The 13198-nt window shown below is 56.8% G+C and carries 16 protein-coding genes, 1 other RNA gene and 1 pseudogene; 17 read left to right on the forward strand and 1 reads right to left on the reverse strand.

Annotated elements, in window-relative coordinates:
• The first annotated feature begins 233 nt into the window (after nt 1-233).
• The 7 genes from K5905_RS13110 to K5905_RS13140 all read left to right on the forward strand — a co-directional run bounded on the left by K5905_RS13110 (nt 234) and on the right by K5905_RS13140 (nt 3902).
• Nucleotides 234-512: a DUF4164 domain-containing protein gene (locus tag K5905_RS13110; RefSeq protein WP_297584525.1), complete on the forward strand. Its 279-nt coding sequence runs from the start codon at nt 234-236 to the stop codon at nt 510-512.
• Nucleotides 513-518: 6 nt separating this feature from the next.
• Nucleotides 519-899 carry a cell division protein ZapA gene (locus K5905_RS13115; protein WP_297584526.1) on the forward strand — a complete coding sequence of 127 codons (381 nt, stop codon included), beginning with the start codon at nt 519-521 and terminating at the stop codon, nt 897-899.
• Nucleotides 900-996: 97 nt separating this feature from the next.
• Nucleotides 997-1151, forward strand: a non-coding RNA gene (gene ssrS / locus K5905_RS13120) — 6S RNA.
• Nucleotides 1152-1236: 85 nt separating this feature from the next.
• A complete protein-coding gene (locus tag K5905_RS13125; protein ID WP_297584527.1) occupies nt 1237-1815 on the forward strand; it encodes a 5-formyltetrahydrofolate cyclo-ligase in 579 nt (192 codons plus the stop codon).
• A gap of 47 nt (nt 1816-1862) precedes the next feature.
• Nucleotides 1863-2687: a TIGR00282 family metallophosphoesterase gene (locus K5905_RS13130; RefSeq protein ID WP_297584529.1), complete on the forward strand. Its 825-nt coding sequence runs from the start codon at nt 1863-1865 to the stop codon at nt 2685-2687.
• A 108-nt stretch (nt 2688-2795) separates the two neighbouring features.
• Entirely contained in the window at nt 2796-3542 is a 747-nt protein-coding gene (locus K5905_RS13135) for a YebC/PmpR family DNA-binding transcriptional regulator (RefSeq protein WP_297584531.1), read from the forward strand.
• 63 nt (nt 3543-3605) lie between these two features.
• Nucleotides 3606-3902: a MazG-like family protein gene (locus K5905_RS13140; protein WP_297584532.1), complete on the forward strand. Its 297-nt coding sequence runs from the start codon at nt 3606-3608 to the stop codon at nt 3900-3902.
• A 6-nt stretch (nt 3903-3908) separates the two neighbouring features.
• Here the strand turns inward: K5905_RS13140 and K5905_RS13145 are convergent, their stop codons facing one another.
• Nucleotides 3909-4670 carry a sulfite exporter TauE/SafE family protein gene (locus K5905_RS13145; RefSeq protein WP_297584534.1) on the reverse strand — a complete coding sequence of 254 codons (762 nt, stop codon included), beginning with the start codon at nt 4668-4670 and terminating at the stop codon, nt 3909-3911.
• 204 nt (nt 4671-4874) lie between these two features.
• On the opposite strand from K5905_RS13145, the gene ruvC reads away from it, so the two are divergent.
• From ruvC to tolB, 10 genes and pseudogenes are all read left to right on the forward strand, one after another.
• Nucleotides 4875-5390 (forward strand): crossover junction endodeoxyribonuclease RuvC, encoded by a 516-nt coding sequence (gene ruvC / locus K5905_RS13150; RefSeq protein ID WP_297584535.1) that lies wholly within the window; start codon nt 4875-4877, stop codon nt 5388-5390.
• Nucleotides 5387-6004, forward strand: coding sequence for a Holliday junction branch migration protein RuvA (ruvA, locus tag K5905_RS13155; protein ID WP_297584536.1), 618 nt, complete (start codon nt 5387-5389; stop codon nt 6002-6004). Before ruvC ends, ruvA begins: the two co-directional genes overlap by 4 nt.
• The gene (locus K5905_RS13160; protein WP_297584537.1) at nt 6001-6246 is read left to right on the forward strand and encodes an endonuclease; all 246 of its coding nucleotides are present in this window, start codon (nt 6001-6003) and stop codon (nt 6244-6246) included. The genes ruvA and K5905_RS13160 overlap by 4 nt, the downstream gene beginning before the upstream one ends.
• Nucleotides 6236-7279 (forward strand): Holliday junction branch migration DNA helicase RuvB, encoded by a 1044-nt coding sequence (gene ruvB / locus K5905_RS13165; protein WP_297584540.1) that lies wholly within the window; start codon nt 6236-6238, stop codon nt 7277-7279. Before K5905_RS13160 ends, ruvB begins: the two co-directional genes overlap by 11 nt.
• 112 nt (nt 7280-7391) lie before the next feature.
• Nucleotides 7392-9503 carry a methyl-accepting chemotaxis protein gene (locus tag K5905_RS13170; protein ID WP_297584541.1) on the forward strand — a complete coding sequence of 704 codons (2112 nt, stop codon included), beginning with the start codon at nt 7392-7394 and terminating at the stop codon, nt 9501-9503.
• A gap of 81 nt (nt 9504-9584) precedes the next feature.
• Nucleotides 9585-10052: a YbgC/FadM family acyl-CoA thioesterase gene (locus K5905_RS13175; protein ID WP_297584543.1), complete on the forward strand. Its 468-nt coding sequence runs from the start codon at nt 9585-9587 to the stop codon at nt 10050-10052.
• 266 nt (nt 10053-10318) lie between these two features.
• Nucleotides 10319-11026, forward strand: coding sequence for a protein TolQ (gene tolQ, locus K5905_RS13180; RefSeq protein ID WP_297584544.1), 708 nt, complete (start codon nt 10319-10321; stop codon nt 11024-11026).
• Nucleotides 11027-11029: 3 nt separating this feature from the next.
• Nucleotides 11030-11479: a protein TolR gene (gene tolR / locus K5905_RS13185; protein ID WP_297584546.1), complete on the forward strand. Its 450-nt coding sequence runs from the start codon at nt 11030-11032 to the stop codon at nt 11477-11479.
• Nucleotides 11480-11485: 6 nt separating this feature from the next.
• On the forward strand, nt 11486-12448 hold the full coding sequence (locus K5905_RS13190) for a cell envelope biogenesis protein TolA (RefSeq protein ID WP_297584548.1): 963 nt from the start codon (nt 11486-11488) through the stop codon (nt 12446-12448).
• Nucleotides 12449-12560: 112 nt separating this feature from the next.
• A pseudogene (gene tolB, locus K5905_RS13195) lies at nt 12561-13198 on the forward strand (Tol-Pal system protein TolB); the annotation flags it as partial.

The following is a 13198-nucleotide window of genomic DNA, read 5'->3' on the forward strand; positions in this document are numbered from 1 at the left end:
GGATTCTGCCAATGGTGGCATTGACTGAGTTAAGATGCGGCGCCTAAGCTCGTAACCATAAAAAGATTTGCTTTTTCGCCGTAAATCACGCGTTTGAGTGCAAAACTGCATGCAATTTGTTTTTTCAGCATGCGCAATGGCGAAATCGCCAAATCTCCAGTATGACGTTGGGGAATGACGGGCGGACGCCGCAAACTATTGGGACCAAGTATTTAATGGCGGATATCGACTGCATGGAAAAGACTAGCCTCGCCGACGCGGTGAAGCGCCTTGAAGCGGCAGTTGGAAATCTGGAAACCGCAGTGCAGCGTCGCATGGATGCCGACAGATCCCTCAATTCTCTACAGGACGATTTACAAAGACTCGGTGAAGACCGGTCGCTGCTCGCAGCCTCGCTGGATGAAAGCAAAGCACGTGCGTCGCGGCTTGAAGAAGCCAACAAGGATGTTTCCCGTCGTCTGGTCACAGCGATGGAAACAATTCGCAGCGTATTGGATGCGCACGGAGGCTAAGAGACAATGGCGCAGATAACGGTCACCATAAACGGCAAGTCCTTCCGCATGGCCTGTGATGACGGCGAGGAAGATCGCCTGATGGGGCTTGCCGAACGGTTCGACGGCTGGATTACGGAACTTCGAGGCGCCTTTGGCGAAATCGGCGATCAAAGACTGACCGTCATGGCCGGGATCATGGCGACCGATCAATTGTCCGAGCTTGAACGCAAAATAACCGGGCTTGAACAGGAACTGGCAGATGCCAGGCAGCAGCAGGTCGCGGCTTTGGACGACATGAGCCAGAACGAGGAAGAACTTTCCAGAGCGGTTCACACCGCGGCTGCACGAATCGAAAGTCTCGCTGACGGGCTGACCAAGAGCCTTCGTTCGTCCGAACCCAGCTGATTTGTGTCGATACGTTCCGGCGCATTTCAAAAATTTCGTTTGTGATGAATTTTATGACGCTCTGGTAATTGCGCGGATGCGGGTCTATATGCGGTACTCGCAGCTGCCCGACACGTCAGGAACATTATCCCCGGGGCCTTACGCATTCCCTTGGGAGCTGTCCCTGCGCTGGGCCGTGGTCCGTTGCATACGGCGCCCACCTACTTTGTAGGTTTCCCGGGATCGCACTTCCAACGGTCGGACGGCTGCACAGACCATTCTTGTCTTGTCGGTCAGAATACTGAGTGGCATGACCACCTGCGGTTGGTCAGGCTAAGGAAGAGTGTTGCAGAGACCCATGACTGTTTGTTCCTCCCCTACCCAGAAAAAAGACGCTGTCCGCAAGCAGGCACTTGTCCGGAGATCGGCCATGAGCGAGATCGAACGGATCGAAAAGAGCCTTTCGCTTGTGGATCATGTCGATACCTTGCCAATTCCGGATGGCGCGATCGTGTCCGGTTTCTGGCCGATCCGGGATGAGATCGATCTGCGGCCCCTTATGGACAAATTGCGTCAGAAAGGGCACCCGCTGTGCCTGCCCGCAATTGCAGAGCCGCATCTCCAGTTCAGAAAACTTGAACGCGGGGCAGAACTGGTTCCGGCCGGCTTTGGAACAATGGAACCTGCCGCTTCAGCAGAAGTTCTGCGGCCGGATGTCATGTTGATGCCTTTGTCCGGGTTCGACAGGGACGGCAATCGGCTCGGATACGGCAAAGGCCATTATGATACTGCGATCGCCGCATTCGAGATGGAGGCGCCAGTTTTGTGCATCGGTGTGGCTTTCTCCGTTCAGGAGGTTGACCGAGTGCCCGTGGAAGCGCATGACAAACCTCTGAATGGGATTTTAACCGAAGTTGGATACCGGGCTTTCGGCTGACACGTGCGCGGGGGTACGTTAGCTGCAGGAATGCCTAGCGAGGACTTATGCGTATTTTGTTTCTGGGGGATCTGGTCGGCCGCGTCGGCCGGGCAGCGGCGATTGAACAACTGCCGGGACTGGTCGAAGACAATCAGCTCGATTTTGTAATCGTAAACGGTGAAAATGCAGCGTCCGGTTTCGGCATTACCGAGGCTATCCTCCAGGATGTGCTGGATGCCGGTGCAGATGTCGTCACCACTGGCAATCATGTGTGGGACCAGCGCGATACGCTTGTCTATATCGAACGTCAGGACCGGTTGCTAAGACCGGTGAATTATCCAGCGGGAACTCCAGGCCGCGGAGCTCACCTTTTTACGGCGCGAAATGGCGCACAGGTCATGGTCGTCAATGTCATGGGCCGGGTTTTCATGGATGCGCTGGACGATCCGTTTGCAGTGATTGACAAGGTGATCAACGATTGTCCCCTTGGGCAGGTAGCTGACGCGATTATTGTCGATATGCATGCCGAAGCCACCAGTGAGAAACAGGCCATGGGCCATTTCCTCGACGGCCGGGTCAGCCTGGTTGTCGGCACGCATACCCATGTGCCGACGGCAGATCACCAGATCCTGGAACACGGAACGGCCTTCATGTCCGATGCCGGTATGTGCGGGGCTTATGACAGCGTGTTGGGAATGGACAAGGAAGAGCCGGTCAACCGGTTCCAGCGGAAAATTCCCGGATCGAGGTTCACCCCTGCAACGGGTGTCGCGACCGTTTGCGGCGTCGCCATCGAGACCGATGACCGGACAGGCCTGGCTGAACGGATTGCTCCGCTGCGCGTCGGTGGCCGTCTCGAGCCGGTGCTGCCGCCGTTTTGGTCTTCCTGAGACGGGTGTCGGGGACGGGAAATTCGACAAGCTGGATTTTCCGCGACAACTTGCCTATAAGCGGCGCAGTTTTTCATCAAGATCATCCGCAGAGAACCGAGAAGAGCCATGGCAGGCCATTCAAAATTCAAGAACATCATGCACCGCAAGGGGCGCCAGGACGCAGTCCGGTCAAAGATGTTCTCCAAGCTGTCCAAGGAAATCACTGTTGCCGCCAAGATGGGCGATCCGGATCCGGATTCGAACCCGCGACTGCGCCTGGCCGTCCAGAACGCAAAAGCGCAATCCATGCCGAAGGACAACATCCAGCGTGCGATCAACAAGTCCCAGACCGGCGACAGCGACAATTACGAAGAGATCCGCTACGAGGGCTATGGCCCGGCAGGTGTTGCCGTCGTTGTCGAGGCGCTGACCGACAACCGCAATCGTTCTGCTTCCAACATTCGGTCCTACTTTACCAAGTGCGGTGGATCGCTCGGCGAAACCGGTTCCGTTTCCTTCATGTTCGACCGCGTTGGCGAGATTATCTACAAGCCGGAAGCCGGCGAAGCTGAAGCCGTTCTTGAAGCGGCAATTGAAGCCGGCGCAGAGGATGTTCAGTCCGACGAAAGCGGTCACACGATTTACGCGGCCTTTGAAGATCTGAACGACGTTGCAAAGGCGCTGGAAGACGCACTTGGCGAAGCAGACTCGACCAAGATCATCTGGAAGCCGCAGAATCTGACACCGGTTGATGCCGACAAGGCTCAGACACTTATGAAACTCATCGATATGCTGGAAGACGACGATGACGTCCAGAACGTCTATTCGAATTTCGATGTCGATGAAGAGACCATGGCGGCACTAGCTTCCTGACCGGTTTCAATACCTGAGATCGAAGCCCCGGCTCTGCCGGGGTTTTTTGTTGGAGGATTTTCCATGTTTGGCATTTTCGAACTGACGCAGGCTGATCCGAAAACCCTGCAGGAACGAGCGCTCAAATTGTCGGAGGAAGCCGGCGAGCTGGCGCAGGCCGTTTTGTCCGCAACCAAGGCACCGGGAAGCGAATACAAAAACCACACGCTTGCCGATGTGCGTGAAGAAGCGGCGGATGCGGCCATTGTCGCCCTTAGTATTCTGGCGCATGCCTCCTCCAGCAAGGCGGAGTTTCAGACGGAACTCGAGCGTCTGATGGCTGAAAAATGTGCCAAGTGGCAGCAAAAGGTGACATCCTAACCGGTTCTAACGGAAGACCGGGTCGAGCGCCGGCATGCTGGTAAGCGCCGCAAGTGCAATCAGGATATAGGCGATTTTCCGATAAAGAGCCGGGTCGGCCTGCTTGAATACCCTTGAGCCGACGAAGATAGCGATTCCATAGACCGGGACTGCCATGATCAGGAGGTGGAAGACTTCCGGTGTGAAAAATCCGTTCAGAGTATAGGCGACGAAAGTGCCAATGCTGGCCAAAGCGAAAAAGACGATCAGATTTGCACGGACGATGGCAGGTTCGTTTGCGCTGGAAAGCCAGAATGCGGCCACTGGAGGCGCGGAAACCTGGGATATGCCGCCGAGAAAACCGGAGACGCTGCCAACTCCGAAGGACACCGCCGTGGTGGGCTGTTTCTGATAGCGCCAGCCCGAAACGAGCAAAACAAGCAAACCTGTCACAATGGCGAAGATGATCCAGCGCAGGAGCAGTACATCCGAGTTGGCCAGCAGCCAGGCACCGAGGTGAACGACGATTACGGCGCCGGCGGCTGCAGGTAGTACCGTTGACCAGTCACACCGCCTAACGGCGCGAACAACCAGGGGCAAGGCCACGATCCCGTCAATGAAGAGGAAAGTTGCCGCAGCCGTTGCCGGGAGAAGGACGCTGGCTGCGACCGGCATGAAGATCATTCCAGCGCCGAAACCGGAAAACCCGCGGACGCAGCCTGCGATGAAAAGCACTGTTGCCAGAAACAGAAGCAGACTTAGCGAAAAAAAGCTGAAAATCTCGAACATGCGAACTCGCGATTGAGTGACCGCCGAAATGTTAAGTGCCTTCCGCGCGAATGAGAAGGCTGGTGAGCTTGATGCCAATACATGGCCAAGGTAGCGGCGAAGGTGTTCGGCAGAAATGCCAAAGACGAGTTTTGGACAGGCTTTGCGTTGGTATGCTGCGCTTTGGCTGGCGTCAACGGGGAAGTTTTGTTACCGATTTGTTCCATGACACATGCGATTCGATTGCTGGGTATCGACCCGGGGCTGCGGCGCACCGGCTGGGGCATGATTGAAGCGGCCGGAAACCGGCTGTCTTTCATCGCGTCCGGCACGGTTACCTCTGACAACAAAAAGAGCCTTGCAGAACGGCTGGTGCAATTGCATGACGGCCTGCACGACGTTGTGCGCCGGCACGATCCGGCCGAGGCGGCGGTCGAGCACACCTTTGTCAACAAGGACGCGGGCGCGACCTTGAAACTGGGGCAGGCCCGGGGGATCGCGCTGCTTGTGCCGTCGCTTGCCGGTTTGCCGGTGGCAGAATATGCGCCGAACCTGGTGAAGAAGACAGTAGTCGGAACAGGACATGCGGAAAAGGAACAGATCCGGGCTATGGTGAAGGTGTTGATGCCGCGTGCGACGTTCAACTCGGATGACGCGGCCGACGCTCTGGCGATTGCAATCTGCCATGCACAGCATCGGGCAAGCACCGCGGCGCGGCTGGCGGCAGTGGGGGCAGTATGATCGGGAAACTCAAAGGTACTGTCGACAGTTATGGCGAGGATCACCTGATCCTGGATGTACACGGTGTCGGCTATCAGGTTTACTGCCCTTCGCGTATCTTGCAGAGCCTGCCGAGGGCTGGTGAAGCTGCCATTCTCTTCATCGAGACTATTGTTCGAGAGGATATGATCCGTCTTTATGGATTTGGTCATGAGGCGGAACGGGAATGGTTCCGGATACTGATGACGGTGCAGGGGGTCGGTGCCAAGGTCGCTCTTGGGATCCTTGGCATCTTGAAGGCAAGCGAAGTGGCGAACGCCATTGCACTTGGGGACAAGGCGACGATATCCCGCGCACCGGGTGTCGGAAAACGCGTGGCGGAACGGATCCTGTCTGAACTGAAGGACAAGGCACCGGGCCTTGCGAGTGTCGACCAGGCCACCATATCCGTTTCGCAGAACGTTGCCGACAATGTTGCAGCACGGCCCGTTGCCGAAGCCGTTTCCGCGCTGACAAATCTGGGCTATGCCCAGGCTCAGGCGAGTGCGGCTGTTGCAAAGGCGATGCAATCGGCTGGCGAGGACGCGTCGACGGAAGAACTGATCCGACTGGGTCTCAAGGAACTGGCAGGATGATTGCCTTTACATACGCTGTCATTGCGATTGTTTTCGTGGTGCTCGGCATTGGCGGGATCATGTATCTTGACCACCTTTTTTCCAAGTCGGTCGGTGACCGGCAGTTTGCCATCAAGGGGCGCCGGATCGACACGGATGATCCATTTGTGCGTGCTCAGTTCAGGAAGTTCTACGCGCTGAGGGTAGCCTACTCTCTGCTTCTCATCGTGCTCTTGTTTGTGGTCGTTAGCCATGTCGGATGAAACACGCATCGTTACGCCGGAGATCCGGGGCGATGAAATCGACAGCACCATGCGTCCTCAGGTGCTGGACGATTTTGTCGGTCAGGCACAGGCGCGCGCTAATCTGAAGGTCTTCATCGGCGCTGCCAAAGCCCGAAGCGAGGCTCTGGATCACGTGCTCTTTGTTGGTCCTCCCGGACTTGGCAAGACCACGCTTGCGCAGATCATGGCGCGCGAGCTGGGGGTGAACTTCCGGGCGACATCGGGGCCTGTGATCGCCAAGGCCGGAGATCTTGCGGCGTTGCTCACCAACCTGGAAGAACGGGACGTATTGTTCATCGACGAAATCCACCGCCTCAATCCGGCGGTGGAAGAGGTCCTCTATCCGGCAATGGAAGACTACCAGCTAGACCTGATTATCGGTGAAGGCCCCGCGGCGCGGTCGGTGAAGATCGATCTGGCAAAATTCACGCTGGTTGCCGCCACAACCCGGCTTGGACTTTTAACGACGCCCTTGCGGGATCGTTTCGGCATTCCCGTGCGTCTGCAGTTCTACACCGTTGATGAACTGGAGCACATTGTTAAACGCGGAGCATCCATTCTGGGTATCGGGATTGCCGAGGACGGCGCGCATGAAATCGCCAAACGCTCGCGCGGCACGCCGCGTATTGCCGGTCGCCTGCTTCGTAGAGTGCGGGACTTTGCTATCTTTGAAGGTATTGAGCGTGTCGATCGGAGGCTTGCGGACAAAGCCCTGCTTCAGCTTGAAGTCGACGGAGCGGGCCTCGACAGCCTTGACCGGCGATACCTCAATCAGATTGCCGTCAATTTCGGCGGAGGCCCGGTGGGAATCGAGACGATTGCGGCGGCACTATCCGAGCCGCGGGACGCAATCGAGGAAATAGTCGAGCCCTATCTCATCCAGAACGGCTTCCTGCAGCGCACACCGCGTGGACGGATCCTGACACCTCAGGCGTTTTCGCATCTCGGACTGGCAACCCCGGCGCGGCTGGACGCATCCCAGATGGGGCTTTTTGTTGATCCCGAGCAGTGAAGCAGAATAGAGTTATTATTCACCCTGATATTTATACCCATCACACAATTTGTAGTTAAGCATTTATTGGCGAATTCGCTCGTATTGTCTCTTTAACTTTGCGGGGGACACTATGCGTAAGCGGCTTTCATCGAAACTGGCTCTTATGTTCTTAGCCGGTGCACTAACCATGTGCGTGGCAATTGTTACAGTTACATCTACGCTTTCTCGGGATGTTGCGAATGGTCAGGCTGACAATGCCCTGAACAGCGCGACAAAGGCGAAGCAGAAAGTGCTTGAATTGGCATTGGGTCAGGTGACCTACAGTGCGAAGTTCTTTGTCTCTCTTGAAGAGGCCAAGGACAGTCTCATGAAGACACTTGTCGGGTGGAAAAACCTGAAAGAAGGCCAGAAGGAAACCCTTCGCAAGATTTTCGTCACCGACAATCCGCATCCGCCACACGAACGTCATCTGCTGACCGAACCGGCAGAAACCAATTATTACGTGAACAACCACAAGGTCGTGCATCCGATTTACAAGGATGTGATCGAACAGGGGTTGTTCTCCGACGCGGCCCTGGCAAACCCGGACGGGTTCATCACATATACCTATCAGAAGGGCGATGAATTCGCGTTCCACGTGGAAGACCCGGAAATTGAAGGCAAGCCCATGCAGATCGCGATGGGAAGCCTGTTTGCAGCCGCAAAGGACGAGAAACTTGCTGCCGGCCAGATCTATTCCTCGGGCTTCGTTGCCGGCGAGGATGGAACAGTTTCATTGGTTCTGGCGGCCCCGGTCTTCTATCTGGATCGCTTTTTCGGTGCGGTCGCCTTTTCGGCCAACATGCAGCAGTTGGCGGCACTTGTGAACGAGCGAAGCGGCCTTGGTGACAGCGAGCAGATATTCCTGGTCGATGCTGCCGGTCAGCTTGTTCATCTGAATGACAAAGGTGGCGCGACTGCGGTATATTCACTCGCGGATATTGCTGCAGGGGATCGTCTGATCCGGCTCGGCGATGCCGATTACCGCTTTGCGGAGGCAACCAATACCTTTGAAAACACACCTTATGGCCTGGTCGAAGCGGTGAAGCAGACGGAATTGTCCGCTGCCGCCGATCGCATCACCTATGGCGCGATCATTTCCGGGTTCTTGTGCCTCGTTCCGATTGTCGGTCTGATCTGGTGGGTTACGCGGCGGATGTTCTCGCCGATGGAACGTCTGTCTGTCGCTGCCCGCAAAATTGCAGATGGTGATCTGGAAGTGGCGGTCGAGGCGACCGAGCGCCGTGATGAGATCGGCCGGATGGCCCGCTGTATCGAAGTGTTCAAGGACAATTCCATCGAGCGTGAGAGGCTCGCGTCAGAACGCAAAGTCGGTCATATCGCGCGTGAGAAGCGCGAGAAGCTGATCGACTCGCTCATTGCCGATTTCCGGGCCGAGTCCCAGTCCGTCCTGGAACTGGTCGAAACCAATATTGCCCGGGTGGAGGATGTATCTTCAGCGCTGAACGAGCGTTCGGCTTCGGCCTCCGAACATGGGCAAGCGGCAGTGACAACGTCTGAAAACGCGTCTTCCAACGTGCAGGCCGTTGCGTCCGCGACCGAAGAGCTGAACGCGTCGATTTCGGAGATTTCGCGACAGGTCGAGACAACCGCCACGATCGTGGAGCAGACCACGGCCGCCGCACAGAACTCGAACGCGAAGATTTCCGGTCTTGCTGAAGCAGCCAACAAGATTGGCGATGTTGTTTCGTTGATTTCGGAAATTGCAGAACAGACCAACCTTCTGGCGCTCAATGCAACAATTGAGGCTGCCCGTGCCGGCGATGCCGGCAAAGGCTTCGCGGTTGTTGCCTCCGAGGTGAAATCTCTTGCGGGCCAGACAGCCAAGGCGACCGAGGAAATCTCGGCGCAGATTGCCGCCATCCAGGCGTCCACGACCGAAGCGGTTGAGGAAATCGCCCTGGTGTCGGAATCGGTCGAAGAGGTCAATTCCTATACGATGACCATTTCCGATGCTGTTCAGCAGCAGGGTTCCGCGACCAGCGAAATATCCAGGAACGTGGCGGAAGCAGCCGACGGAACACGCAGTGTGGCGTCCACCGTCGTGACCCTAAATGAAGGCGTTGCGGAAAATTCGGAGGCTGTTGGCGATATGCTTACCGCGACAATCGAGATGAAGCAGCAGGCCGAACATCTTCGGGCATCGGTCGAGAAATTCCTTTCCGAGGTTGCAGCGGCTTAATTGCGAACCTAGTTAAGCGTTCAGGCCTTCCGGTCAGAAGACCGGGAGGCCTTTTGCAATTCCACACGAGAGGATAGTGCGGTGACGGATTGGCCGGATTTGGCGGGCCGCCTCGAAGAGGGCGGTCATGTGCTCCCTGTTAGGGTCTATTACGAAGACACGGATTTTACCGGAGTTGTCTTTCACGGGGCTCATGTCCGTTTTCTGGAACGGGCACGCTCCGACTTTCTCCGGCTGATGGGAATTCACCATACGGATATGGCTGAAGGCGTCCATGGCGCTTCTCTGGCATTTGCGGTGCGAGGGATGACCCTCGACTTTCAAAAACCTGCCCGGATTGACGACATTCTCGAAATTCATACCAGCCTTTCGGAATTTAAAGGCGCCCGGATCAAGCTTGATCAACTGATCTATCGGGGAGAGGAACTGCTCGCGTCGGCAGCGGTTACAGTCGCCGTAATCACATCGGAAGGGCGACCGACCAGATTGCCGTTGGTTCTGGCGGAAAAACTTGAGCGATATGCACCGGGCGAAATGCGTGAAGAGTGAAGGTGTTGAGTGCGGTCCGGACCTTCGGACCGCAAGTTCTCATCAAAATACTGAAAAACAAAATCCCGCGTTAAGCTTGCAGTAACCTTAATTGATTCCTTTAGAGGGGGTTTTGCTTTGTTCGGCAAAGTCCCAGTTTTGACAAATTCAACCGTCAGAGAGGCGGCTGGCTAATAGAGGCTGACGTATTGATTCCGGCTCTCTTTAGAGACAGGCGGATCCTAAAGTGCTTAACAACGTCAGACGGCCTAGGGGTCATTGAATATATGGAAACACTAGTCCAATCGACATTGGCGGCGCCGGAAGGCGACATCTCGTTTTTCGCACTGTTCTGGCAGGCGCATATCGTCGTCAAGATCGTGATGATTGGTCTTCTCGGCGCATCGGTATGGTGCTGGGCGATCATTGTTGACAAGTTCATGCTGATCGGTCGCACGAGGCGGCAAATGAGCCGGTTTGAAACCGTGTTCTGGTCGGGACAGTCTCTGGAAGAGCTGTATGGAACGCTTCACAACCGTGTGAATCATTCCATGGCGGCTTTGTTCGTAGCGGCGATGCGTGAATGGAAACGCAGTCACGAAGGCTCCAAACCCGCCATTGGCAGTCTGCAACAGCGTATCGACCGGGTCATGGATGTCACCATTCAGCGGGAAGCGGAACGACTGGAAAGCAGGTTGCTGATCCTGGCGACTGTCGGCTCGTCGGCCCCGTTTATCGGTCTTTTTGGAACCGTGTGGGGCATCATGACCGCATTTCAGGCCATTGCAGCTTCGGAAAGCACCAACCTTGCTGTTGTCGCGCCCGGCATTGCCGAGGCCCTGTTCGCAACGGCGCTCGGTCTTCTCGCCGCAATTCCCGCTGTGATTGCCTACAACAAGTTCAATTCCGACGTCGGCAAGGCGGTTTCGCGCATGGAAGGTTTTGCGGACGAATTCTCGGCAATCCTGTCACGCCAGATCGACGAAAGGGGCTGATACATGGCCATGCAGGTCGATTCCGGTCAGGCAGGCGGACGCCGCGGGCGGCGCAGGCGGCGTCACGCCCCGATGAGCGAAATCAACGTTACGCCATTCGTCGACGTTATGCTGGTGCTGTTGATCATTTTCATGGTCGCCGCACCGCTACTGACCGTCGGTGTGCCGATTGACCTCCCCGAAACACGCGCCAAGGCGCTGGAAGGGGATACGGAACCGATCACGATCTCGGTTAATTCTTCGGGCGAAATTTTCATTCAGGAAACGCCGATCGCCATCGATGAAGTTGTTCCGAAACTCGAGGCGATTGCAGCAAACGGGTATGAGGAACGCATCTATGTGCGCGGTGATCAGGACGCCGACTACGGCACGATGATGAAGCTGATGGGTCGGATTAACGCAGCCGGGTTTAAACGCCTGGGCCTTGTCACTCTGGAAGAACGGGACTCGTAACGCGTCATGCGCGCAGGTCTCATCGCGTCTTTGGCCGGTCATACGGCAATTCTGGTCTGGGGCTTGATCGCCTTTCCGGACGCGGAGAGCTTTTCCGTGCCGCAGGTGGAGTCCCTGCCGGTCGATCTCGTGCCCGTAGAAGAATTTACCCAGTTGCGACTTGGCGAGAAAACCGCCGAAGTCAGGGAAGTCGCCGCTGTGCAGCCCGCGGAGACGCCGACCGAGGAACCTCCGCAGCCAGCAGACAAGCCGGGTGAAAGCCAGGTTCAGCAGCCGACGCCGCCAACGCCTTCACCGACGCCTGCTCCCACGCCGGAACCTGAGCCGGAGCCTGAACCCGAGACTGTCGCGGAACCGGAACCAGCGCCTGCTCCTGAGCCAGAACCGGCACCCGAGCCGGAGCCAACTCCTGAGCCGCAACCCGAGCCGGAGCCGACACCGGAACCAGAGCAACAGGCCGCTGCAGCTCCGCAACCGATCGTGACAAGCGTCGCACCGCGCACCAAACCGACGCCGCCGCGCCGTGCGCCCGAACCGCCGCAGGACGATTTCAACAGCAACCAGATCGCTGCCTTGCTGAACAAGGTTGAACCGGCAAAGCAGACCGGCAATGCTTCTGAGCAACCGGCTGCGCTTGGATCCAACCAGGGCGCCCAGAATGTGCGGATGACGCAATCGGAGCTTGATGCACTGCGTGGCCAGGTTGCCCAGTGCTGGAACCCGCCGGTCGGCGCCGTCGGTGCGGAAGACCTCAAGGTCCGGGTTCGCTTCAATCTTGCGCAAAACGGACAGGTGTCGGGAAGCCCGGAAGTCCTGAATTCAAACGGAAATCCCGCATTCAGGGCTGCATCCAGCAGTGCGGTGCGGGCTGTCATGCGTTGTCAGCCATATTCTTTGCCAGTTGCCAAGTATGATGCGTGGCGGGAAGTGATTATCAATTTCGACCCGAGAGAGATGCTCGGGGGATAGTCCGGCGGATCCGGACACAAAATGTCGATGAGGGAGCATTTTGCTCATGCGTGGAATACTGAAAGCACTCACGGTTCTTACAGGTGGTAAAGCCTGGGGGCTTGCTGTGGTCATGACCATCGCAGCGGTTACGGTGTCATCGCCAGTATCCGCGCTCGTTGAAATCGATATAACCCAGGGCAACATCGAACCGTTGCCGATCGCGCTGCCGTCCTTCTCGGCGGAAGGTGGTGACAGCAAACTGGCCGCAGACATGACGTCGGTGATTGCGGCCGATCTGAAACGGTCGGGGCTGTTCAATCCACTTGATCCGGCAAGTTTCATCCAGAAGAACATGAGCGTGAATTCGACACCGCGCTTTGGCGACTGGCGTCAGATCAGTGCTCAGGCGCTGGTGACCGGCACGGTGATCAAGCAGCCCGACGGGCGCCTGAGGGCGGAATTCCGGCTCTGGGATGTCTTTGCCGCCGAGCAGATGCTGGGTCAGCAATTCTACACCACACCGGAAAACTGGCGTCGTCTGGCGCATATCATCGCGGATGCCATTTATGAGCGCCTGACCGGTGAAAAGGGCTATTTCGATACACGTATCGTTTTTGTCGACGAGACCGGACCCAAGGACAAGCGGGTCAAGCGATTGGCAATCATGGATCAGGATGGGGCAAATGTGCGTTACTTGACCCGTGGCGAGGACCTCGTGCTGACACCGCGATTTTCTCCGAGCCGCCAGGAAATCACCTACATGTCCTA

This window comes from Roseibium sp. (assembly GCF_025698965.1).
Classification (GTDB): Bacteria; Pseudomonadota; Alphaproteobacteria; order Rhizobiales; family Stappiaceae; genus Roseibium.